This window comes from Pseudoflavonifractor intestinihominis (assembly GCF_040096055.1).
Taxonomy (GTDB): domain Bacteria; phylum Bacillota; class Clostridia; order Oscillospirales; family Oscillospiraceae; genus Pseudoflavonifractor; species Pseudoflavonifractor intestinihominis.
This window is the reverse complement of sequence record NZ_JBBMFK010000014.1, coordinates 50,114-73,321: the sequence shown is the minus strand read 5'-3', so window position 1 is coordinate 73,321 and position 23,208 is coordinate 50,114. Positions and strand designations below refer to the sequence as shown.

Genomic DNA, 23,208 nt, shown 5'->3' with positions numbered 1-23,208 from the left:
GCCGGGCACGCCATCAGCGGATCCTGGCCTTCATCTCCTCCAGGGCCTGCTCGTAGTCGTCCGGCTCGGGCGCGGTGGAGAAGGCGGCCTTCACCCGGCGGTAGATGATGTCGATGACCGGGTTTTCGGAGGTCTTGCTGTTCTGGCTGAGAGAATCGTACCGCTCAAAGTTGTCCATCAGCAGCATAAACTGCTTTTTCAGCAGGTCGCAGAGGATGAATTTGGCGTCGTTGGGGCTCTCCCACTCGGCCAGCTCGTCCTCAAAGGTCTGGATGACCGCGTTGACCAGACCGAAGATCTCGTTGACAAAGCGCAGGCTGCTGGGCAGGGAGTTGTAGTAGGCCACGGGGATCTCGAAGAGGCTGGTGGGGCCGTCATGGAGGGTCTCGATACAGAAGCTGCTCAGGTCCTTGGCAAAGTTGGTGTCGGCATAGCTGGAATTGCGCACTTTGTCCCGGGTCCGCTTCATCTGCTTAATCTTCTCCATGTCCTCCACCACGGCGGGGCTGATGTAGAGGGAGTCCAGAATCTCGTAGAACTCGTCGCAGAGGGTGCCGTTGGAGACGATCATCTCTATGTACTGCTCGTCGGAATTCTCGTACTTATAGACCTTCTTGCCGTTGGCGGCGGTGGAGAGGGAGCGGTGGGTGATGGCCCGGTGGATCAGGCCGTAGATGAGGGCCTGGTGGATCTTCATCATCTGCTGCTTCTGGAAGTCAAAGTCCAGCTCGGGCATGGCGGACAGGGAGTCCCACCGCTTGTCGATGTGGGTGGAGATGGAGGAGTTTTTGGTGGAGTCGGGGCCGATGTTGCGGGAGTAGGACACATAGGCGTTGTGGTACAGGCCCGCGTCCTTCTCGCCGGTCTCGGTCTTGGAGCGGCAGGCGAACTTGCTCAGCTTGTCGGGCGTCAGGTTGTACAGGGCGTTGAAAAAGTGGAGCTCATAGCGGGAGATGGTGTCCACAGCGGCGCCCTTAGGGATGAGCTCGGTGATGCGGTAGGCCCGCATATCGGTCAGGGACTTGTTGTAGGCGCAAAGCCTGACCTCACGGGCCTCCTCATTGCGCAGCCGCTGGATGCTGGGGGCGGCCAGCCGGGCGCCCATGGCGATCACATCCCGGATGTGCCGCAGGTTCTCCTCGTTGGTCACCTTGTCGATGAGCTTCTCATCGCTGCCCTGCTGCTCATCCCGCATCTTCAGCCGGGCCAGGAGCCGGTTTTCCAGGGCGATGGCCTCGATGATGTTCACGTCGATGGAGGTGCACTTGCGGCGCACGTCCCGTTTGAAGTAACCCAGCAGGATGTCGTCAAAGATGTCGATGCTCAGGTCGTTCTCCACGATGTCCGCGTTGCGGATGTCCCGCTCAAAGGCCACGTTGGACTTGACCGCGTCGAAGATCTGGGCGTTGAGCTCGGACTCCAGCATGGCCCCCTCCTCGCTCTGGCGTGCGGTGGAGCGGACCAGCTCGTCCAACAGGCTCTTGGTGGCGCAGACGTTGTAGGTGGAGTCGCCCTTGCGGAACTTGAGGGAGTCCACCATGTCCTCCTGCCTGCGCTCCAGCGCCTGGACCTTCTCGCCAAAGGAGAAGAAAAAGCGCTCGTACATATTGCACAGGTCCTTCAGATACTCAGAACCGAAGGTGTAGGCCTCCAGCTTGGCGGTGTACTCTCCGAACTCCCGGATGTGCTTGTGGTAGTCGGGGAAGAGCTCGTTGAGCTTCTCGTAGAACTTGGTATCCCCGCCGGAGAACAGGGGGATGCGGGAGCGCTTGTCCGGGTCCTGCTCGGCGGCACACAGATCGTCCAGGTTGGCCTCGGTCTGCTTGGTCTTTTCGTGGTCAAACATACCGGTGTCGTAGGCGTCGGGGGCGTAGAGCTGCAGGCGGGGCAGAATGACGTTGTTCAGGTAGGCGCTGGCGGTGCGTACCCGCTTTTCCATCTCCATCTGGGCCATGTAGAGCATATAGCGGGCGGCGTTGGGGTGGCAGACCTCGCCGAAGGCGTTTTTCAGCAGGAACTCCAGGGTGCAGGGCCGCTTTTCATTGATGGTCTTGGCCTCGTTCATGAACAGAGCCTCGGCGGCGTTGGCCGCCACCTTCCTGGCGTTGGCGCGGAGCACCACCTCATAGGTGCGCAGCTTGTCCTTGTTCTCGGTGGCGTGGCCCTTGTTGTTCTCGTCGGTGTAGTCGATCTCGCCGGCCAGGGCGTTGGCCGCGTCCCGGCAGCCGCGGATGGCCGTGTCGGTGGACAGGGATGCCACCATCTCGTCCTCCAGGGACTTGAAGAACAGCCGCAGGCGCTTGTCCGCGTCCCGGAGGAAACGGGCGTTCAGGTCTTTGGAGAAATTGTCGGTGGAGACCCGGAGCTTGTCCACGTACACCTGGCCCCGGGTGGGCGTCTCGCTCTGGGACAGGCCCTTCTTGACGGCCTCCCGCTTGGCCACCTCAAAGGCGTGGTCATACTTGGACCACTTGGCGGCCTCCCCCTCGCCGCCGATGCTGGCCTTGGCCCAGCCGTAGGCGATGTAGTCGGCGATCTCGTCGTAGGGATAGCGGATCAGGCCGGCGCCGATGCCGCCGAAGCGGTTGCGGCCGAAGTTGCCCGGGTTGGACATCTCCTTGATGATATTGTCCTCCAGGGAGAAGGCGTTCTTCTGCATGGGGCCGATATTCTGCTCATACAGGGCCTGGGCGGCCTGGGCCTTGTACTGGTCCAGGCTGATCATGGTGGTGTCCTCGGCGTTCTGGCCGTCCATCAGGAAGCAGAAGTCAAAGGGCAGCAGGGACAGACACTTGAGCTCGTCGGTGCCGGGCATGGCAAAGGCGATGTGCAGGTTCCGGTACCGGCTCAGCTCGCTGTCCCCCACGTCCATGAAGCCGGAGCCCTTCATCATGAAGGCGTTGATCTCCTTGATGGTGGCGTAGGCGTTGCGGCGCTGGCTCTCCCGCTCCGCAGTGGAGTCGATGACGCTGTCTAGGGTCTCGGGCAGCAGGATCACCGAGCGGACGATGAGGGAGGTGTTGGTGTACTTGGTATTGACATAATTGCGCACCAGCATGGCCAGGGGCAGCACGATGCCCGAGCCGGTGCCGCCGGAGGCGGTGGACACGATGATGATGCGCATGGCCTGCTTGAGGGCCTTTCCGTCCTTGCGGAACAGGTCGTCGATGGCGTCGTACAGAGGGCGGATGCGGCCGGTCTTGATGGTGGCGTTCAGGGCCAGACGGGAGATGGCCCGCACCTGTCCGGCGCCCTCGGACACCGTCTTGTCGTACATGACGGCGTTCTTGGGGAACCAGTGCTCCAGGGCGTCCCGGTCGTAGTCCAGATAGTCTCCCACGGTCTGGGTGCTGGAGGTCTGGACGTAGTAGATATGGGCGCGGCTCTTGGCCACCGCCGAGAGGTCGTTGACGTTGGTGTCCAGACAGGCGAAGTTGATGTTCTCCGTCTCGGCGGGACGGCACATCTCAGCCACCCGCTTGACAATGTCACAGCCGGTGCCGCCGATGCCGATGAACAAGGTGGGGGCGTCCACAATGTTTTCCTTGATGATTTCTTTGCCCATGTCATTCCCTCCTGTAGTAATGGTGTGGTGCTGGCCATAACTTCTGTCTGCGGCAGGCCGCCGGAGGGGCCCGCCTGCTGGGATTACTTGAACTGCAGCTGGACCGTCAGGGTAAAGCTGTCGCCGGTGATGGTATCGCCTACAAAGACGCAGCTGGGTTTTCCTCCTATTTCAAAACTGGAGGGGGCCGAGGGGCCGGGGATGGGCTTGCCGTCAAACGCCCAGAACACCTCGCCGCTCTCCTCCGAGCGGGTCATGGTATGGGTCCCGATGGAGAGGGAGGACAGCGTGGAGGCATTGACGGGAATCACCTGGGTGACCAGGGCCCGGCGGCGGGCGGACTTGAGCCGCCGGGGGCTGACCGCCTGGAGCCGCAGGTTGAAGCCGCCCTTGACCAACGGAGAGCCGGAGTAGGGAGGCGTGGTGATCAGAAGGGTGCCCTGCTTCTTTCCGCCGCCGGTGAAGGTACACTTGGCCGCGCCCTGGACCACGTCGCCGTTTACGGTGAAGAGGGTCTGGGCGCTGTTGATGCCGATCTTCTTGGGCAGGATCTTACGGCTGAGGTAGAAGAGGATCAGGGCGATGATGAGGAAGAGCAGGAGAAAGAAGATCAGGAACCGCAGCCACAGGGGATAGTTGCTCAGCTCCACCTTTTTGGAGGCGTCGGCGGTGATCTCTCGGCCGATCTGGTCGGAGGACGCCGCGTGGAACCGGAGCGTGTACTTCCCGGGGACGGCGGCCCCGTCGCCCACGATGCGCACGGCGTAGGCCGACTGGCCGTACAGGGGCTCGATCTGGAAGGAGAGCCCGTCCCCCTCCACAGTGACAGCGGCGGCGTCCAGCTGCTCGTCGGTCATGGGCACGCCGCCCAGGGACAGTACCGCCCGGAGCGGCTCGTCCTCGGCCAGCTTGGAGATGACGTAGTATCCGCTGCCCTCCACCTCCATGGACAGCGGCAGGCCGTCGTCCTCAACGGAAAAGGAGAGCGCGGTCTCCTGGCTCTGGGCGGTGACGCCGTACTCGTCGGTGTAGCTGGCCTGGAGATGCAGGGTATAGGTCCCGCAGGTGGTCTCCGCCGCCGAGCCGGCATAGTTCAGAGACACGGTGCAGCCCTCTGCGTCCGGGACAGCGGTGCAGCCGGCGTTGCCGCCCTCCAGCGCGGCGGAGAGGGACACCCGCTCCAGGGCCTGGCCGGTGAGCGGGGAACCGTTGTAGAGGAAACGCACGCTGTAGGGGAAGTCCTCCAGCTGGGAGAGCGGGTAGGAGGAGGCGCCGCCCGAGACCTGGAGCTCCAGGGTGCCTGCCGGGCGGGCGGAGATGTGGAAGCCGCCCTGGGGCCAGCCCAGCTGGCTGCTGTCCTTTGTGATGGAATAGCCGCTCAGGTAGGTGACGCTGATCCGCCCGTCCAGAACGTCGCCCTCCTGGAGTTCCAGGGCGATCCGGCCGCTCTGGTCGCTGGCGGCGGTCTTCTCCTCGCCGTTGATGGAGTAGGTCACCCTGTAGCTGGTACTGCCCAGCAGGGGGGAGGCGGTCAGGTTCCCGTCCCTGTCCGCCAGCCCGTAGTTGATGTAGTAGGTCCCGGGGTACAGCTCCGAGGAGGCCGAGACCACCTCGCCGTTCCCGTCGGTCAGGTTGGCCACCAGGTCCACGTCGGGCTCGTAGTAGATGCTCACGTTGGAGACGTCGCCGGAATAGCTCAGGGCATAGGACCCGGCGTCCAGGCCGGCGTCATAGATGGCGATATAGCCGCTCAGGCTGGTGTCCACGCCGAAGCCGCCGTTGCCGATGCCGTCTCCCGCGCCCTGCTCGCTGTACCGGGGGAAATACTCCAGGGAGGGGTTGCCCACCGAGGCGCCGGAGGCGTCCTTCAGGGTCACGTCGCCGATGCCGCTGCCCTGGACAAAGAGGATCAGCTTTTTCATGGACACGTCAAAGCTGAACTGGCTCCCGGCCTGGGCCAGCTCGTCCCGGCCAAAGATCATGTTGCACATTTCGGTCAGCTTGGAGAGCACGTCGGTGCTGCTGGAGGCCTTGTCGGCGTAGTACTGGTAGGCCTGGGAGGATTCCACCTGGGGCATCACCGCCACAGCGTCGATGCCCAGATAGAGCACATTGGCCCCCTGGGTGCAGGCGGTCAGCACCTGGGACAGGCGGTCCGCGGTTTCGGAGCCGAGGCCTTCGCCGTTTTCAAAGAATTCGGCGCCGTCGGTCAGCACGATCAGCCACCGCTCATCCGCCGTGCTTCGCTGAAGAGAGGTATAGGCATCGTTGATGGTCTCAATGGGGGTGTCCCCTGCGTAGGGGGTGTAGATATCCCGGATGACCGAGATGTCGCCGCCGCCGGAGACCGAGACAGGATTCAGACTGGAGTAATCCCGCCCCTGGGAGGTTACCGGGTACATGGGATAGACCTGAAGTGTATCTCCGTCGTTCATCATGGAGGCAAACACCTCGATGGCATAGGTGGCCCGGCACCAGGCCTTGTTGCCCTGCATGTACATGGAGCCGGAGTTGTCGAACACGATGGCAATGGAGCGGGACACCGTGTTTTTGCTGCCGCCTGCCGCCAGCGCCCCGCCTGCGGATGCCACGGCCAGCAGGCAGGCCAGCAGCAGGCCCAACACGCGCCGCACCGGAATGCTGAAGTGAAAACGAGTGGTTTTCCCCATTGAAATCCCCTCCCATGTCTGACCCACGCCCGGAGAGACGGGCTGTGCCACATTCCTGAAATTGGGAAATCGTCATTGCAGAAGCGGAAAATAATGCAAAAAAATGTGAAATGTGACTAAATTATAGTGCGTCTTCCAATGGCATGTCAAGCAATTAGAGAAAGAAAATGGAAATAAAGTTCTCAACGCGATCAAATTCGACAAAGATTTTTTAAATTTCATGATAAAATAAAAAATTAATTTGCCCCCGGGAGCGGCGCTCCCGGGGGCCCAACGGTTTTCCGGACAATGGGGTTGGGGCAGGAGAGGTTTTTGGTCAGAATGCCGCCGGCCGTCCCCTTGCCCGGTGTGCGGCGGCTGTGCTAAAATGTATAAGTTAGCCGTTTTATGGGAAAAAAGGATTTGATTTTGCAACAGGTGAATGGTATGCCGATCGTAGATACATTTGGACAGTATGTGGAAAAGTGGAGCGACACCGCGCCCCGGCGGGCCCGCTGGCTGCTGAAGACCGGGTGGGAGGCCCAGAATCTGAAGTTCCGGTTCCTGCCCGACAGGCGGCTGATTCCGGCGGACCGGTATCTGGCCTGCCTGATGATGGACACCATGCTGCGGCCCCTGCAGCGCCCGGACCAGTGCGCCATCATCAGCGTGTTCACCCCCTGCGAGCTGCTGCAGGAGGTGGGGCTGAGCCCCTACAACGCGGAGGGTTTTTCCTGCTATCTCTCCGCCTCCAAGGCCGAGCGGGGCCTGCTGCAGCAGGCGGAGAACGCCGGGGTGTCCGAGACCCTGTGCAGCTACCACAAGACCTTCCTGGGGGCGGCCCAGAAGGGGCTGCTGCCCAAGCCCCGCTGCATCGTGTACACCAGCCTGATGTGCGACGCCAACCTGCTCACCTTCCGGGCCCTGTCCCAGCTGTACGGCGTGCCCCTGTTCGCCATCGACGTGCCCCTCCGGCAGACGGAGGACAACGTAAAGTATGTGGCCGGCCAGCTGCGGGAGCTGGCCGCCTTTTTGGAGCAGGCCACAGGCAGGAAAATCGACACCCAGTCCCTGAGCGCCCGGGTGGGCGCCAGCCGCCGGACCCTGGAGAAGTTCCGGCAGTTCCAGCGGACCCGGGCGGACCGGTATATCCCGGAGGACCTGGTGTCCCCCCTCTACTGCGGCATGACCAACAATATCCTGCTGGGCACCCCCCAGGAGGAGAAATACGTGGACATGCTGCTGCGGGATGTGCAGTCCGCGCCTCCCAAGCGGGGCAAGCACATCTACTGGATGCACACCATCCCCTTCTGGTCCGACGCGGTCAAGGACGCACTGTTCTTCAGCGAGAAGGCCCAGATCGTGGGCTGTGAGCTGAGCCAGGCCTGCGAGCCAGACTTTGACCCGGATGAGCCCTATGAGGCCATGGCCCACCGGCTGGTGTACCACTTCCTCAACGGCAGTGTGAACCGGCGGATTGAGGCGGGCATCCGCCACGCCAAAGAGGCGGGGGCGGACGGCGTGGTGTGGTTCGACCACTGGGGCTGCAAGCACACCATGGGCGCGGCCCAGCTGGCCAAGAAGCAGTTTGAGGCCCAGGGCCTGCCCCTGCTGATCCTGGACGGGGACGGCTGCGACCGGAGCCACGGCGGCGAGGGCCAGACCGCCACCCGGCTGGGGGCGTTTCTGGAGATGCTGGACCAGGCACAGGCAGGAGGGACAAGGGATGAATAAACTCTACTATGTGTGCAAATACACGCCGGTGGAGCTGCTGACGGCCCTGGGGGCGGACTGCGCCAACCTGAACGACATGCCCCAGGGCTTTGACCGTGCCGAGCAGATCGCCCACCCCAACCTGTGCGGCTTCGGGAAGGCGGTGCTGGAGCAGGTGATGGCCGGGGAGGTCAAAGAGCTGGTGCTGGTCAACTGCTGCGACACCATCCGCAGCGTGTACGACATCCTGGCCGACAGCGGCAAGCTGGACTTCCTCTATCTGCTGGACATGCTCCGCAGCGACGGCGCATGCAGCCGGGAGCGGACCGCGGAGCAGCTCAAAGGCCTGGCTGAGGCCTACGGGGCCTACCGGGGGACCACCTTTGATATCCGGGCCTTCCGGAAGGCCTTCCGGCCCGTGGAGCGGAGCATGGAGCCCTACATCAGCGTGCTGGGCGCCCGCATGGGAAAGCAGCTCTACGACATGGTGCAGAAGGCCATGCCCTACCCGGTTGTAAACGACACCTGCGTCCACAACCGGTCGGTGGGGGAGGTGCCGCCCCCGGAGGACGGGGACTTTGACAGCCTGATGGACTGGTATGCCGGCGAGCTGCTCCGGCAGCTGCCCTGCATGCGGATGATGGACAACACCGGCCGCAGGCAGCTCTACCGCCACCCCAACCTGAAGGGCATCATCTACCACACGGTGAAGTTCTGCGACTTTTACAGCTTTGAGTACATGCAGGTCAGGCAGGAGGCGGCGGTGCCCCTGCTGAAGATCGAGTCGGACTATACGCTGCAGAGCAGCGGCCAGCTGCTGACCCGGCTGGACGCCTTTGCCGAGCGCATCGGCAGCCACTGGCAGGAAGGGACGGAGAAAAAGATGGGCAAGGGCTATTTTGCGGGCATTGACAGCGGCTCCACCAGCACGGACGTGGTGATCCTGGACCGGGACGGGCACATTGTGACGGGGGTCATCCTGCCCACCGGCGCGGGCGCGGCCGCCGGGGCGGAGCGGGCCCTGGAGGAGGCCCTGACCCACGCGGGGCTGAAGCGGGAGGACATCGACGCCATGGTGACCACCGGCTACGGCCGCACCGCCATCGACCAGGGGGACAAGAGCATCACCGAGATCACCTGCCACGCCAGGGGGGCCCACTACCTGGACCCCACGGTGCGGACGGTCATCGACATCGGCGGCCAGGACAGCAAGGTCATCCGGCTGGACGAGAACGGCGGGGTGGTCAACTTTGTGATGAACGACAAGTGTGCCGCGGGCACGGGCCGCTTCCTGGAGATGATGGCCCGGACCATGGAGACCAGCCTGGACCAGATGAGCCACATGGGCCTGAAGTACCATGAGGACATCACCATCTCCAGCATGTGCACCGTGTTCGCCGAGTCGGAGGTGGTGTCCCTCATCGCCCAGAACAAGGCCCCCGACGACATTGTCCACGGCCTGAACAAGGCGGTGGCCGCCAAGACGGCGGCCCTGGTCAAGCGTGTGGGCGGCCAGGAGCGGTACATGATGACCGGCGGCGTGTCCAAGAACGAGAGTCTGGTCAAGACCCTGGAGGAGAAGCTGGAGACCACCCTGGTGGTGGATGAGAACGCCCAGCTCTGCGGCGCCCTGGGGGCGGCCCTCTTCGCCATGGACCTGGTGGACCGGAGCTGAGAGCATAAAAAGCATAAAAAGAGGCCGTAGGGCCGCTCTCTGAGCGGCCCTACGGCCTCTTTTGTATCAAGGGATTACCGGCTGAAGAACCGGTACAGGAAGGTGACCACCTGGGCCCGGGTGCAGGTGAGCATAGGGGAGAAGGTGGTGGCGGAGGTGCCGGTGGTGATGTCCTCCTCCACGGCCCACTTCACCGGGTACCAGAAGAAGTCGTCCCGGTCCACGTCGGTGAAGGCCACAGAGCCGGAGAGCTGCTTGAGGGGGAAGTCGGCCCGCCACAGGAAGGTGACCACCTCCGAGCGGGTGCACACGGCGTTGGGGGAGAAGGTGGTGGGGGTGGAGCCGGTGGTGATGCCGTTCTCCGCCGCCCACAGCACCGCGTCGTGGTAGAAGGCATTGGAGGGCACGTCCCGGAAGGGGTTTTCGGCGGAGGAGCCCGACCCCTCGTCCAGGCCCAGGGCCCGCCACAGCAGGGTGACCACCTCGGAGCGGGTGCAGGCCCGGTCGGGGGAGAAGGTGTCCGGGCCGGTGCCCGAGGTGACCCCGTTCTCCACCGCCCACTGGACCGCGTCGTAGTACCAGCTCCCGGCGGGCACGTCCCGGAAGGTCCCCGAGGCGGTCTCCTCCCCGTTGGTGACGTCGCTGGTGGGCTTGATGACCGTGTCCCCGTCCTCCAGAACGTACTGCTGCCCGTCGGCGTCGGCGTCCACGTCCAGGGCGATGGTCAGGTTCTTCAGGGCCACGCCGGTGAACTGCACCTCCCGGCGCAGGGCGCTGTTGGCGTCCAGCTCCAGGACGGTGATGTCGGCCGTGCCCGAGCCGTAGACCTCCACCGTCCAGTCGCCGCTGGTGAGGAGCACGATGGTCTGGCCGTCCACGCACTCCAGCTGGAGGCCCTCGGGCTTTTTCACGGTGGAGATGACGCCGCCCCGGATGGTGGCCACCACGTCGCCGCTGCTGCTCCTGATCTGGGCGTTGGCGGAGGAGGAGAAGGTGACCATCTTGCCGCTGGCGTCAAAGTCACGGATGGAGTTGAGGGTGCCCGTCTCCAGCCAGGCCAGGTAGTGGGCGGGCTGGTGGGCCCGGCCAATGGCATCCAGCAGGAACGCAGTGGGGACGTTGACAGGCAGCAGCGATAGCAGGACGGAAATGGACAGCCCGTTGGCCAGCGTCTCTCCTGCGGAGTACTCCGGTTCCTTTGTGCCGTAATAGGCCCGCATACTCTGCTGGATCAGGTCGGAATACCGGTCGTTGTAGGCGCTGCGGCTGCCTACCGCAAACCCCAGAGAGGAGATGAGCTGCTGGACTGCGGCGGGCTGAGCCACATAGGTGACGGACTCATCGTCATCCAGGTCGATGCCGGAGAGCTTTTCAAACTCGTCCTTGCGCACCTCAGGCAGGATGGAGGGGAAGGTGAGGGTGGTGCCGTGGCGGCCGAAGCCCCACTTGCTCAGGGGCACACAGGGCACCACGTCGGCGGCGCTGATGATGGAGAACAGCCCCCGGCAGGCCTTGGGGGAGGTGGTGCAGTTGGGGGCGGCGAACACATAGGCGTAGAGGTTGTCGCTGTCGATTTTGGAGGACATGGCCTGGGCCAGCAGGTTGCAGGTGGCGCCGGAGCGGCTGTACCCGGTCATCCACAGCTTCACGTCTCCGGAGAACTGGTACAGGTCCTTCAGCCCGGCGATGTAGTCCTCCAGCTCGGCCTGGACCGCCTTGGCGGCGGCGGAGAAGCCGGCGTGGTCGCCGCTGGTGCCCACGTTGAAGTTGTCCGCCCACTCGCCGCCGTAGCCGCCGCCCCGCAGCACCACGGCCACCACCACGTCCTGGCCGATCTGCCTGCTGGCAAAGCCGTAGGCCACCTTGGAGGAGTAGTCGGTGAGGGCGGTGTTGTAGTTGTGGAACTCCGCGTTGCCGAAGCCCATGTCGGAGAAGAGCCGCTGGAGGTTGAGGGCCCGGCGCAGGTCGTGCTCAGGCAGCTCCTCGGTGTACAGGTTCTGCCGGGAGTAGCCCGCCATGGCCAGCTTTAGGGTCATGATGGCCAGGTCGCTGTGGTAGGTGCTGTTGTCGTAGGAGAAGAAGTCGTCGTTGTAGTAGAAGGAGTAGGAGGCGGGGTCCCCGTTGGCGTCGGGGTACTCAAAGGTGCCCCGGGCCACCTTGTCCACATCGGCGGGGATGTACCGGAACTGGACGCCCTCCATGCTGCACTGGAGCTCCGCGGCGGTGCGGACGTAGCCGGTGACCACCAGCCGGGAGTCGAAGCCCCTCAGGGCGTACTCTCCTATGGCCTGGAGGTCGGGGCCGCACCGGATGTCCGTCAGATCGGTGCACCAGGCAAAGGCCTGCTTGCCGATGCTGACGACGTGGGTCAGGTCGATGGAGGTGAGGGAGGAGCAGCCGTTGAAGGCGTGGTCCCCCACCACGGTCAGGCAGTCGGGCAGGGTGACGCTGGTCAGCTTTTTACAGTCCTGGAAGGCGCCGGTGCCGATCATGACCACCGGGCAGCCCTCCAGCTGGGCGGGGATGGCCACCTTCACCGCCGTCTCCCGGCAGTCGGTGATGACGGCCTTGCCGTTTACGATCTCGTAGGACAGGTCGTCGCTGACGCCGGGCGGGTCCTCCGCCTTGACGGTCAGGCCGGCGGCGTTATAGCTGCCGGTCCTGCCCTGGTAGCAGGCCTGGACGGTGTAGGTATAGGTGGCCCCGATGATGACCGCCCGGTCGGTGTAGGAGCCGCCGGAGCTGCCGGACACGGTGGCGATGACCTGGTAGCTGCTGCCGCTGCCCGACTTGCGCAGGATGTTGAAGCTGTCCACCGTGTTGGTCTGGCCGGGGACGGTGAGGGGCAGGGTCCAGGTCACGGTCACCGCCTTGTTGGCAAACTCCGCCTTCTCCAGAACGGGGGTGGGGATGGTGCCCGAGGAGGGCGGGGTGGTGCCGGAGCCCACATCCGTGCCCCGCGCATTGCGGAGGACGGGGTAGGGGTAGCTGCCGCTGCCCATGGTCCAGACGCTGTCAAAGTCAAAGCCGCTGAAGTTGCTGCTCTTTTTCATCTGTTCTGCGGACAGGGAGCGGATGGTGTTGAGGGTGGGGGTGCCGTTGACCTTCTCGTAGGCGGGCAGGTCGCAGGCCAGATAGTAGCAGTTGGAAGAGCCGCCCGAAGCGGAGCCGAACAGGGCGCCGCAGCCGTAATAGCCTGGGTCAACATTGATGGAGCCCGGATTGACCGAACGGATTGTACCCACGTTGTAGCTGTTGTCCGCCCGGCCGTTCTCGCCGGTAATTCCGCCCACATAGGACCCGCCGTCGGTGCTGATATCGCCGCAGTTGAAGCAGTTGCTGATGCGGGTGCCAAGGGCGGAGATACCGCCGACAATTGAGTCAGAAGGGACGTCTGAAAGTCTGGCCACCTGGATATCCGCAGCGTTCATACAGGAATCTATGAGCGTGCTCCAGAGTCCGCTGTCAATGCCGCCAATATGGGCATACTCGCTGTAATAACTGGCATTATAGGTTATGGAGCCGTAATTCTGGCAGTTGGAGATGGTGCCCTCCAGCAATCCGCTGATGCCGCCTGCATAGAGCGCATATCCCTCGGCCTCAATGGAGCCGCTGTGGATGCAGCCGTTGACGGTCAGGTAGCTGCTGCGCCCGGACTCGGCCAAAATGCCGCCTACCCGCGGTTCATCAAAGCTTCCGCCCACATTGGTGGAGCGGATGCTGCCTGCCATCCAGCAGTATTCCACCGGCTCGGTGCTGTTGAACATTCCCACGATGCCGCCGATCATATTGGCGTTGCTGTCGATATCCCCTTGAAAATAGCAGTTGGAGATGGTGGTGCTACCTGTGGCATAGGCGACGATGCCGCCGATGATGCCCGACCTGTAATTGTCGTACTGTGCGGAAACAGAGGCGTTTTCAATGCCTACATTCCGAATCTCCGCGCTGCCGCTGACGGAGGATGTATAGCCGAACAGGCCGTTGACGCCCTTCAGGTTGGAGATCACATGGCCGTTGCCCTCAAAAATGCCGGTAAAGGGGGCGTCGGAATTGTTGCACAGAGGCGTCCAGTTGTAGTCGGACAGGTCGATGTCGGCCATCAGGATATAGTTGGAGTTCGGGGCGGCCGAGATGGCCAGCAGGTCGGAGGCGGTGTACACGCCGGTGTACCCGGCGGGGACCTTGGTGACCTGGGACACCGGCACCAGAAAATCGTCCAGCACCGGCGCGGCGGGCTTGAGGGAGCCTGCCGCCTGCGCCTCCGGCGCCAGGGCGCTCAGCGGAGAGAGGAGCCCCACCGTCAGCGCCAGGGTCAGAAGCCAGCTGATGCACCTGTTTTTCTTGCAAAATCTCGTTCTTTTCATCCTTTTCCCTCCCAGTATTCCCGGTAGCGGCGTTCGTTTTCCTCTTCCTCCTGCTGGATGGCCTGCTGGATGAGGTCCGCCATCTGGGCTTCATAGGTGATATCAAACAGGGTCCGCTCCGCTTTCTCCGGCTCCTTCCGGGGGTCGTAGGTGCCGTTGGCGGCGGCCCGGATGGACTTTTCGTCGTTGTCGCTGATCACCCAGACGGCCGCCAGGAAGAGCACCGGCAGAAGGCCGGGGAGTATCTGGGCCACCAGGCTGCGGGCGGTCCCCTCCACGTCGCTGAGGCTGATGCTCTGGTAAATGCCAGCGGGGATCAGCCCCAAAAACCAGCCGGGCACAAAGCTGCCCACCGTCCGCCGCAGGCAGAAGCACAGCGCCGCCGGGGTGGGGTATCCCCGGCCCCACTTGGGGGAGCGCCGGGTCAGCCGCCGGAGGGTCCGGCCCCACACCGCCGCCAGCACAGCCAGAAAGACAAAGAAGAGGACCAGCAGAGCGGGCCGCCATCCCTTGTCCCAGAACACCATGCCGCAGTTGTACCACATCAGGAAAAAGAACACCGCCAGGGCCTCCAGAAAGAGAATGGCGGCGGGAAAGCGCTTCTTGTGGGGCGCCTTGGCGGCGGGGATGCCCAGTCCGGCGTAGACGGCCTGCTCCATGCCGTAGCAGACCAGATAGACCACAAAGGCGCAGATGGGGATGGAAAAAATCCAGTTTGTCACGATCCAGTTCAACATAGCTGCACCTCTTACGTCAATGTACGGGCCAGCTCGTCCAGCACCGCCGCTGTCTCCTCCCCGCTGAGCACCGCCTCGCTGTCGGGCAGGTGGAGGAGCCACTGGTGGAAGGCCCGGCACAGGTTGGACTCCCGGATCTGCACGGAGCAGAAGCCGTCCTGGAGGGGAAAGCGCTCGGTGGTGAAGAAGCCCACGCCGGAGTGCTGGGAGGTGGTCATGCTCAGGTAGTCGGGGAAGAGGCCCGGCTGCATCAGCCGCCCGGTGATGTCCCCCGAGCGGATGCGCTCGGCCATGGCGGCCATCAGCAGCCGCCGCTGCTCCGGCGGGAAGGGGGCCACAAAGGAAGTGGGGAAGTCGTCCAGCGCGCCGGTATCCCGGAAGCGCTCCAGCCCGCCCCGGGTGAACAGGGTGTAGAACCGCTCCGCCGTCCGCAGCCGCCCGAACCGCCGTCTGGCCGCGGCGGCCAGGCGGTCGTAGAAGGGCAGGCCGGGCCGCAGATACCGGCCAATGACCTCGTCGGCATAGAACCGGCCGAAACAGGGCTGGTCCATCACCATGTAAAATCCGTTTTCATCGGTGCACAGGTCGTAGGACTCCAGGATCTCCACCGGGTCGGCGGTGTACTGGATCAGGCTGTAGCACCGGGCGAGGAGGGACTGGAAGTGCCGGTGATAGCCCGTCACCTGGTCCTCGCCCCGCAGCAGCATGGCCTGATTCCCGTCCTCCGACAGGCACACCACACAGCTGTGGGTGGCCAGAAAGTAGGGGAAGGGGTCGGTATACCGGGCGGCGATGGTGTTGTCATAGTAGTAGTAGGGGTGGTACCGCCGCCGGGACAGCAGGCACACGGGCAGCAGGCGGCAGAAGCAGTCCAGGTTGTGCTGGCTGATGTCCTCCGCCGCCCCCGAGGCGTCAAAGGCCACGATCTGCCGCACCTCCGCCTCCATCCGGCCGTCCAGGTACCGGCGGAGCAGTTCGCCGCTGAGGAAGGTGTCGGTGGGGGGCACGGTCAGCTCCACCCGGGCGTCCGGCCTGGCCAGCTCCTGGGCCAGCACCATCCGCAGCAGGGGCTGCACGCTGGCCGCGCCGGAAAAAATAGACCGTCGCCCGGCGTACTGGTCCAGATCCATCAGCAGGCGGCTCTCCTCAAAGGCGGGGGCGGAGAAATCCAGCTCCGCCAGGCCGGAGAACAGCCGCCCCACCATGTCCCGGGCCCGGCGGAGGCCCTCCTTTTCAAACTGGGCGTCGTAGTAGCCCCGCAGCCGCTGGCCCTCGCCGGGGGTTAGCCGCAGGTGGTAGATCAGGGCGTCCAGGGCGTCGTAGGGCAGCACCCGCTGCCCCGTCAGGGCCTTGGAGAGGGCGGTCCGCTCCACCCCCGACAGACGGGACAGGGCGGACACGGTCATTTTCTTGGCCTGCAGCAGGTCCCGCAGGTATTCGCTGAACAGCAGCAAGGGCATCCCCTCCTGGTGCAAGTTTACAGAATAAAGCAAATTTAGTATAACATAGATTTTTAAAAGAGGTGTGCACAGAAAGAATGGTTTTGGCGCACAGCTTTTTGCACAGGGGCCCGGGAGAAGTTCCACCGGCCTTCCGGCTGGAACCGCCGGAAGGGATGTGGTATAATGATGCCTGCTGAATAAACCGCCGAGGGGGTTATTGGCGCGGCAAGGGCCGCAAAAAGCCGGCCTCTGCCGCCCGCCGCGTGAAGCCACCGCCCGGAACGGGCGGAGCTGGGAAAGGGGAGCTTACCTTGAAAATCGTCTATTTCAGTCCAAACGACACCACCAGACAGGTCACGGTGGCGGCAGCCGCCGCCATGGAGCCCGGCGGGGAGCAGGTGGACCTGCTGAAGGCACCGCTGGAAGAGGACCTGGCCGTGGGCGCGGAGGAGATGCTGGTGGTGGGCATGCCGGTGTATGCGGGCCGCATCCCCGGCCTGTGCCTGTCCTCCCTGGCCCATCTGAAGGGCAGCGGCGGCCCGGCGGCGGCCATCGCGGTGTACGGCAACCGGGACTATGACGACGCCCTGCTGGAGCTGACCGATCTGCTGGAGGCCCAGGGCTTCCGGGTGGTGGGGGCGGGGGCCTTCATCGCCAAGCACTCCATTTTCCCCACCGTGGCCGCCCACCGGCCCGATGAAAAGGACATGGCGGCCATCGCCGCCTTTGGCCGGGAGTGTCAGGCCCGGCGGGGCCTGTTCTCCGACAGCCACCCCGGCGAGATCCTGGTGAAGGGCAGCCGGCCCTACAAGAAGCCGGGCGCCTCCTCCTTCCGGCCCTCCGGGGACAAGACCTGCACCGGCTGCGGCGCCTGCGCCGCCATCTGCCCCACCGGGTCCATCGACCCAGCGGAGCCCGCCAAGACCAGGGAGGACACCTGCATCGCCTGCGCGGCCTGCATCCGGGTGTGCCCCACCGGCTCCAGGGCCTTCCGGGGCCCGGTCTACCAGACCGCCCGCAAGGCCTTTGAGCTCAAATGCGCCCCCTACCGGCTGCCCGAGACCTTCTACCGGGCATAAGGGGGGCGCCATGGAACACACAGCGCTGCATATTTCCCCCATCGGGGTGCTGAGAAAGGATGAGAACGGAGTCCGGGTGGAGCTGGACCCCGCCTACGCCCCCGGCTTGCTGGGCCTGGAGCTGTACAGCCACGTGCACATCCTCTGGTGGTTTGACCGCCGGGACAACCCGGAGGACCGGAGCCGCCTCCAGGTCAGGCCGCCCCACCGGGGCACACCGGGGCCCATGGGGGTCTTTGCCAGCCGGTCCCCCAGCCGCCCCAACCCCATCGCCCTGTCCACCGGGCGCATCCTGGATGTGGACAGAGAGCGGGGGGTGCTCACCCTGGACTGGAGCGACGCGGAGGACGGCACCCCCGTGCTGGACATCAAGCCCTACTCCACCGGCCTGGACCGGGTGACCGAGGCCAGGGAACCCTACTGGCACGACAGCTGGCCCCACACCTATGAGGAGGCCCGGCAGCGGGGGGAGTGAGCGCCTCCGGGGCTCAGAGAGCAGAAAAAAGGTCCGTTCCCGAGGGAACGGACCTTTTTTGTTGGAGTATAGAAGATCAGAAGGGATGGCTGCCGTTGCCGGGCATCTGCTGCTCACCGGCGGGCTGTGCGGCGGCGGAGACGGCGTCGTAGTACCGGGCCAGGGTGCCGGTGTAGTACCCCGTGAGCCAGATGGTGAGGGGCAGGGGCAGCAGGAAGGAGAGCACCTGGCTGGCGATGATGCCGGCGGTGAGGGCGGCGGTGCTGCCCATGCCCAGGAAGAAGAAGCAGCCCAGCCCCACGCACACGCCGGTCACCAGCCCGGAGAGCACCGCGGCCAGGATGTCCCACCCCAGGAAGGACAGGGCCAGCTTGAAGATCTCCCCGTAGCGGCCGAAGAGCATGGTGCGGCTGCGGCGCACCGCCTCCAGGGGTCCGCCGTCGGGCCGGTCGGCCAGGCAGAAGGGGGCCAGGGCGTACCGCAGCACCAGGAACAGGATGAGCAGGGCGGCGGCGATGAACACCACGATAAACACCACATACATGGCCACCATCTGGAGGGTGAACAGTTCCACGGAGGGGGTATAGAAATAGGAGCCCATGGCCAGCATTGTCACCAGGAAGGACAGGATCAGGGTCACCGGGATCAGCACCAGCAGCGCCCAGCACACGGAGAAGGCCAGGATAATCAGGTTCATCACAATGACCCGGCCCGTCATGCCGAAGCCGCCCAGCAGGTCGCCGAAGCCGGTCTCCTGGCCGCGGACCCGCCGGAGGGTGTAGCTGTAATAGCCGAAGGACAGCACCACGGCGTAGAGCTGGAGCAGGATGCGGAGGAAAAAGACGGGCACCGCCACAGGGGAGGCGGGGGTGTAGAGGGCGTTCAGGAGCTGCTGGGGGTCGGTGTAGGTGAGCAGGGCGGCCAGCGTGTCCCGGATGCCGGCCACCGAGCCGCCCACCACCAGGTCCAGCAGGAGGAAAAGTCCGCTGGTGAGGAGCAGATAGACCAGCGTCGCCTTCCACACCCTGGGATGGGTGGTGCGCAGGTCCTCCTTGGCGGCCCGCTTCAGTTCTTTTCGGTCGACAAATACGGGCGGGCCAAACATGGGAGCGTTGTACATGAGCGGATTCCCCCTCTCTCAGATGTGTGCATCATACCATACCCGGCGGGGAAATGCAAACCGCAGAGGGAAAGAAACCCCGTTGCGGCGGGGCGGACAATCTGGTATAGTGGGGCTGACAGGGCGGGGGAAGGCGGAGCCCTCCCGCCCGCAGACAGAACACAGATTTTTCCGGCCCTCCGGCGGAGCGGCCATCTGAAAAACAGAAATAAGGAGGAGCAGCCATGATTCATATCTACTGCGGAGACGGAAAGGGGAAGACCACCTGCGCCTTTGGCCTGGCCCTGCGGGCGGCGGGCCGGGGGAGAAAGGTGGTCATCGCCCAGTTCCTCAAGAGCGGGGACAGCGGCGAGCGGGACGCCATCGCCCATGTGCCCGGGGTGACCCTGCTGCCGGTGCCCGAGCAGGTGAAATTCACCTTTATGATGAACGACCAGGAGAAGGCGGACGCCTCCGCCCGGATGCGGGAGACCCTGCAGCAGGTGTCCGGACTGGTGAAGGCGGGGGGCTGCGGCCTGGTGGTGCTGGACGAGTGCTGTGCCGCCGTGTCCACCGGCCTGCTGCCCCTGGCGGAGGTGCTGGCCTTTTTGGACGGTGCGCCGGAGGACCTGGAAGTGGTCATCACCGGCCGGGACCCGGACCCCGCCCTGGTGGAGCGGGCCGACTACATCACTGAGATGAAAAAAATTCGCCATCCCTTCGACAAGGGCGTGGCCGCCCGGAAGGGCATTGAGTGGTAAACGACAGAGTGTGCGCGCTGGGCGGAAGCCTGGCGCGCACCTTGTCTTTCTACGGCAGAAAAGTGAAAAAATTGGAGCGAAAAACTGCACAAATAGAGAAATGGAAAAGAGAAAATAGATAATAATTTTTACAATAACAAAAACAGGAAAATGAAAAAACTGCATAAAGCATGCATTTAAAATAATAAAAAATACGGGTAAATTTTTAGTATGATAAAATGTTGCATAATTTATACAAAGAAACCTTGAAAAGTTTTGACAAAATGATATAATGATTTCCATTAAGGGGAAATCAGGCCGCGGCCGCCTGCGCGTCTCCCGAAGAGGACAGACTGTCCGCTTTGGAAGGACAGACGCCACGCTTCTTATCCCCATCCCGCTAAGGAGGAAGTATACATGGCACATAAGTACGTCTATCTCTTTTCCGAGGGCAACGGCTCCATGCGTGAGCTGCTGGGCGGCAAGGGCGCCAACCTGGCCGAAATGACCAATCTGGGTATGCCTGTCCCCCAGGGCTTCACCGTCACCACCGAGGCCTGCACTCAGTATTATAACGACGGCCGCCAGATCAACGAGGAGATCCAGGCTCAGATCTATGAGTACCTGGCCAAGATGGAGGAGATCTGCGGCAAGAAGTTTGCCGATCCCGAGAACCCCCTGCTGGTGTCCGTCCGCTCCGGCGCCCGCGCCTCCATGCCCGGCATGATGGATACCATCCTGAACCTGGGCCTGAACGACGTGGTGGTGGAGGGCCTGGCCAAGTTCACCAACAACCCCCGCTTCGCCTACGACTCCTACCGCCGGTTCATCCAGATGTTCTCCGACGTGGTCATGGAGCTGTCCAAGAAGCGCTTTGAGGAGATCATCGACGACGTCAAGGCCAAGAAGGGCGTCAAGCAGGACGTGGAGCTGGACACCGACGACATGAAGCACCTGGTGGTCCTGTTTAAGGAGTTCTACAAGAAGGAGAAGGGCGAGGACTTCCCCCAGGACCCCAAGGTCCAGCTGATGGAGGCCGTCAAGGCCGTGTTCCGCTCCTGGGACAACCCCCGTGCCAATGTGTACCGCCGCCTGAACGAGATCCCCTACGACTGGGGCACCGCCGTCAACGTCCAGTCCATGGTGTTCGGCAACTCCGGCAACAGCTCCGGCACCGGCGTGGCCTTCACCCGTAACCCCGCCACCGGCGAGAAGGCCCTGTTCGGCGAGTACCTGATCAACGCCCAGGGCGAGGACGTGGTGGCCGGCGTGCGCACCCCCTCCCCCATCAGCAAGCTCCACGAGGAGATGCCCGAGGTGTACGAGCAGTTCGCCGACATCGCCAACCGCCTGGAGCAGCACTACAAGGACATGCAGGACATGGAGTTCACCATTGAGAACGGCAAGCTCTACATGCTCCAGACCCGTAACGGCAAGCGCACCGCCGTGGCCGCTCTGAAGGTGGCCGTGGACCTGGTGGACGAGGGCATGATCGACGAGAAGGAAGCCGTCTGCCGCGTGGAGCCCAAGCAGCTGGACGCCCTGCTGCACCCCACCTTTGACCCCGAGGCCCTGAAGAAGGCCCAGGTGGTGGGCAAGGGCCTGGCCGCCTCTCCCGGCGCCGCCTGCGGCCGCGTGGTCTTCACCGCCGAGGACGCCAAGGAGTGGCACGCCCGCGGCGAGAAGGTGGTCCTGGTCCGTCTGGAGACCTCTCCCGAGGATATCGAGGGCATGCAGACCGCGCAGGGCATCCTGACCGTCCGCGGCGGCATGACCTCTCACGCCGCCGTGGTGGCCCGCGGCATGGGCACCTGCTGCGTGTCCGGCTGCGGCGACATCGTGGTGGACTATGAGAACAAGAAGTTCACCCTGGCTGGCAAGGAGTACCACGAGGGCGATTACATCTCCCTGGACGGCTCCACCGGCAATATCTACGGCGAGGCCATTCCCACCGTGCCCGCCGATCCCGGCTCCGGCTACTTCGGCCGCCTGATGGGCTGGGCCGACAAGTACCGCCAGCTGAAGGTGTACACCAACGCCGACACCCCCAGAGACGCCAAGCAGGCCCGCGCCTTCGGCGCCCAGGGCATCGGTCTGTGCCGCACCGAGCACATGTTCTTCGAGGAGACCCGTATCAAGGCCATGCGCGAGATGATCGTGGCCGACAACACCGAGGACCGCAAGAAGGCCCTGGCCAAGATCATGCCCTATCAGCAGGGCGACTTCGAGGGCCTGTACGAGGCCATGGAGGGCGACCCCGTCGTCATCCGCTTCCTGGATCCCCCGCTGCACGAGTTCCTGCCCACCAAGGAGGAGGACATCAAGGAGATCGCCGCCGACCTGGGCATCACCGTGGAGCACCTGAAGGACGTCATCGCCTCCCTGCATGAGTTCAACCCCATGATGGGTCACCGCGGCTGCCGTCTGGCCGTCTCCTACCCCGAGATCGCCGAGATGCAGACCACCGCCGTCATCAACGCCGCCATCAACGTCCAGAAGAAGCACCCCGACTGGACCATGGTGCCTGAGATCATGATCCCCCTGGTGGGCGAGGTCAAGGAGCTCAAGTACGTCAAGGACGTGGTGGTCGCCACTGCCGACGCCATCATCAAGGCCTCCGGCATTGATATGAAGTACGAGGTCGGCACCATGATCGAGATCCCCCGCGCCGCCCTCACCGCCGACGAGATCGCCACCGAGGCCGAGTTCTTCTCCTTCGGCACCAACGACCTGACTCAGATGACCTTCGGCTTCTCCCGCGACGACGCCGGCAAGTTCCTGAGCTACTACTATGAGAAGAAGATCTACGAGTCCGACCCCTTCGCCCACCTGGATCAGAAGGGCGTGGGCAAGCTGGTGAAGATGGCTGCCGAGATGGGCCGCAAGACCCGTCCCACCATCCACCTGGGCATCTGCGGCGAGCACGGCGGCGATCCCACCTCCGTGGAGTTCTGCCACAAGGTCGGCCTGAACTATGTCTCCTGCTCTCCCTACCGTGTGCCCATCGCCCGTCTGGCCGCCGCTCAGGCCGCCATCAAGAACCCCCGCTAAACGGGCAGGGACATCCCTTACAGCATAAAAAAGGCCCTCAGTTCCGCGAGGAACTGAGGGCCTTTTTCACGTTCTGCGTCAGACAGAAGGGCTCAGGCGCCCTTGGGGGGCTTGTCCACCGTGTAGCCGTTGACGGTGAGATGGGCAACCTGGGCGCCCAGGTCGTCGGTGACGTCCACGGCGTACAGGCAGGTGGTGCGGCCCGCCTTCAGGCACTTGGCCTCCGCGATGAGGGTCTTGCCCCGGGAGGGAGAGAGAAAAGTGACGGATACCTGCTGTGTGACGGTGATGCGCTGGCTGTGGCCGTTGGCGGCCACGGCAAAGGTGAAGTCCGCCAGGGTGAAGATGGCGCCCCCCATAGGGACGGAGTTGGCGTTGAGGTGGATGGGGCGGATGGGCATGGAACAGACGGCATGGCCGGGTTCGGCAAGATCGATGATCACGCCGGCGGCCTCCGTGGCAAAGCGGTCGCCGGAAAAGCAGGCGCGGATCTGGTCGAGGGTGGGCATGGAGAGCACCCCTTTCTGAAGAATTTTGCACAGGTGTGGTCTGTGCGGTGGATAAATTATAGCAAGTACAGCAGAGAAGCACAACCGGTTTTTGCGGCTCCAGGCCGCCTG

13 protein-coding genes are annotated in these 23,208 nt (G+C 63.8%); 6 read left to right on the top strand and 7 right to left on the bottom strand.

What is annotated here, in order from left to right; translation table 11 throughout:
- Window positions 1-13: 13 nt before the first annotated feature.
- A complete protein-coding gene (locus WMO64_RS09870; RefSeq protein WP_349231862.1) occupies window positions 14-3,565 on the bottom strand; it encodes a tubulin-like doman-containing protein in 3,552 nt (1,183 codons plus the stop codon).
- Between the two features lie 83 nt (window positions 3,566-3,648).
- Entirely contained in the window at window positions 3,649-6,234 is a 2,586-nt protein-coding gene (locus WMO64_RS09865; protein WP_349231861.1) for a vWA domain-containing protein, read from the bottom strand.
- 426 nt (window positions 6,235-6,660) lie between these two features.
- Here WMO64_RS09865 and WMO64_RS09860 point away from each other — a divergent pair, with 426 nt between their 5' ends.
- Window positions 6,661-7,947 carry a 2-hydroxyacyl-CoA dehydratase subunit D gene (locus WMO64_RS09860; RefSeq protein WP_349231860.1) on the top strand — a complete coding sequence of 429 codons (1,287 nt, stop codon included), beginning with the start codon at window positions 6,661-6,663 and terminating at the stop codon, window positions 7,945-7,947.
- The gene (locus tag WMO64_RS09855; protein ID WP_349231859.1) at window positions 7,940-9,601 is read left to right on the top strand and encodes an acyl-CoA dehydratase activase; all 1,662 of its coding nucleotides are present in this window, start codon (window positions 7,940-7,942) and stop codon (window positions 9,599-9,601) included. The genes WMO64_RS09860 and WMO64_RS09855 overlap by 8 nt, the downstream gene beginning before the upstream one ends.
- A 74-nt stretch (window positions 9,602-9,675) precedes the next feature.
- On the opposite strand, the gene WMO64_RS09850 is transcribed toward WMO64_RS09855, so the two are convergent.
- Genes WMO64_RS09850 through WMO64_RS09840 form a run of 3 tightly spaced genes read right to left on the bottom strand, consistent with a single transcriptional unit; the run spans window position 9,676 to window position 16,156 of the window.
- Window positions 9,676-13,965 carry an S-layer homology domain-containing protein gene (locus WMO64_RS09850; RefSeq protein ID WP_349231858.1) on the bottom strand — a complete coding sequence of 1,430 codons (4,290 nt, stop codon included), beginning with the start codon at window positions 13,963-13,965 and terminating at the stop codon, window positions 9,676-9,678.
- Window positions 13,962-14,702 (bottom strand): hypothetical protein, encoded by a 741-nt coding sequence (locus WMO64_RS09845; protein WP_349231857.1) that lies wholly within the window; start codon window positions 14,700-14,702, stop codon window positions 13,962-13,964. Before WMO64_RS09845 ends, WMO64_RS09850 begins: the two co-directional genes overlap by 4 nt.
- Window positions 14,703-14,713: 11 nt before the next feature.
- Window positions 14,714-16,156, bottom strand: coding sequence for a helix-turn-helix domain-containing protein (locus WMO64_RS09840; RefSeq protein ID WP_349231856.1), 1,443 nt, complete (start codon window positions 16,154-16,156; stop codon window positions 14,714-14,716).
- A gap of 299 nt (window positions 16,157-16,455) precedes the next feature.
- Between WMO64_RS09840 and WMO64_RS09835 the strand changes: the two genes are divergently transcribed.
- On the top strand, window positions 16,456-17,223 hold the full coding sequence (locus WMO64_RS09835; protein WP_349231855.1) for a 4Fe-4S binding protein: 768 nt from the start codon (window positions 16,456-16,458) through the stop codon (window positions 17,221-17,223).
- A gap of 10 nt (window positions 17,224-17,233) precedes the next feature.
- Window positions 17,234-17,698, top strand: coding sequence for a tRNA (N6-threonylcarbamoyladenosine(37)-N6)-methyltransferase TrmO (tsaA, locus tag WMO64_RS09830; protein ID WP_349231854.1), 465 nt, complete (start codon window positions 17,234-17,236; stop codon window positions 17,696-17,698).
- A 76-nt stretch (window positions 17,699-17,774) separates the two neighbouring features.
- Here tsaA and WMO64_RS09825 read toward each other — a convergent pair whose 3' ends face one another.
- Entirely contained in the window at window positions 17,775-18,818 is a 1,044-nt protein-coding gene (locus WMO64_RS09825) for a DUF975 family protein (protein ID WP_349231853.1), read from the bottom strand.
- Window positions 18,819-19,042: 224 nt separating this feature from the next.
- Here WMO64_RS09825 and WMO64_RS09820 point away from each other — a divergent pair, with 224 nt between their 5' ends.
- Both WMO64_RS09820 and ppdK read left to right on the top strand, forming a co-directional pair.
- On the top strand, window positions 19,043-19,558 hold the full coding sequence (locus tag WMO64_RS09820) for a cob(I)yrinic acid a,c-diamide adenosyltransferase (protein ID WP_349231852.1): 516 nt from the start codon (window positions 19,043-19,045) through the stop codon (window positions 19,556-19,558).
- A gap of 396 nt (window positions 19,559-19,954) precedes the next feature.
- Window positions 19,955-22,588 carry a pyruvate, phosphate dikinase gene (gene ppdK, locus WMO64_RS09815; protein ID WP_349231851.1) on the top strand — a complete coding sequence of 878 codons (2,634 nt, stop codon included), beginning with the start codon at window positions 19,955-19,957 and terminating at the stop codon, window positions 22,586-22,588.
- Between the two features lie 92 nt (window positions 22,589-22,680).
- Here the strand turns inward: ppdK and WMO64_RS09810 are convergent, their stop codons facing one another.
- Window positions 22,681-23,097: a PaaI family thioesterase gene (locus tag WMO64_RS09810; RefSeq protein WP_349231850.1), complete on the bottom strand. Its 417-nt coding sequence runs from the start codon at window positions 23,095-23,097 to the stop codon at window positions 22,681-22,683.
- Window positions 23,098-23,208 lie beyond the last annotated feature (111 nt).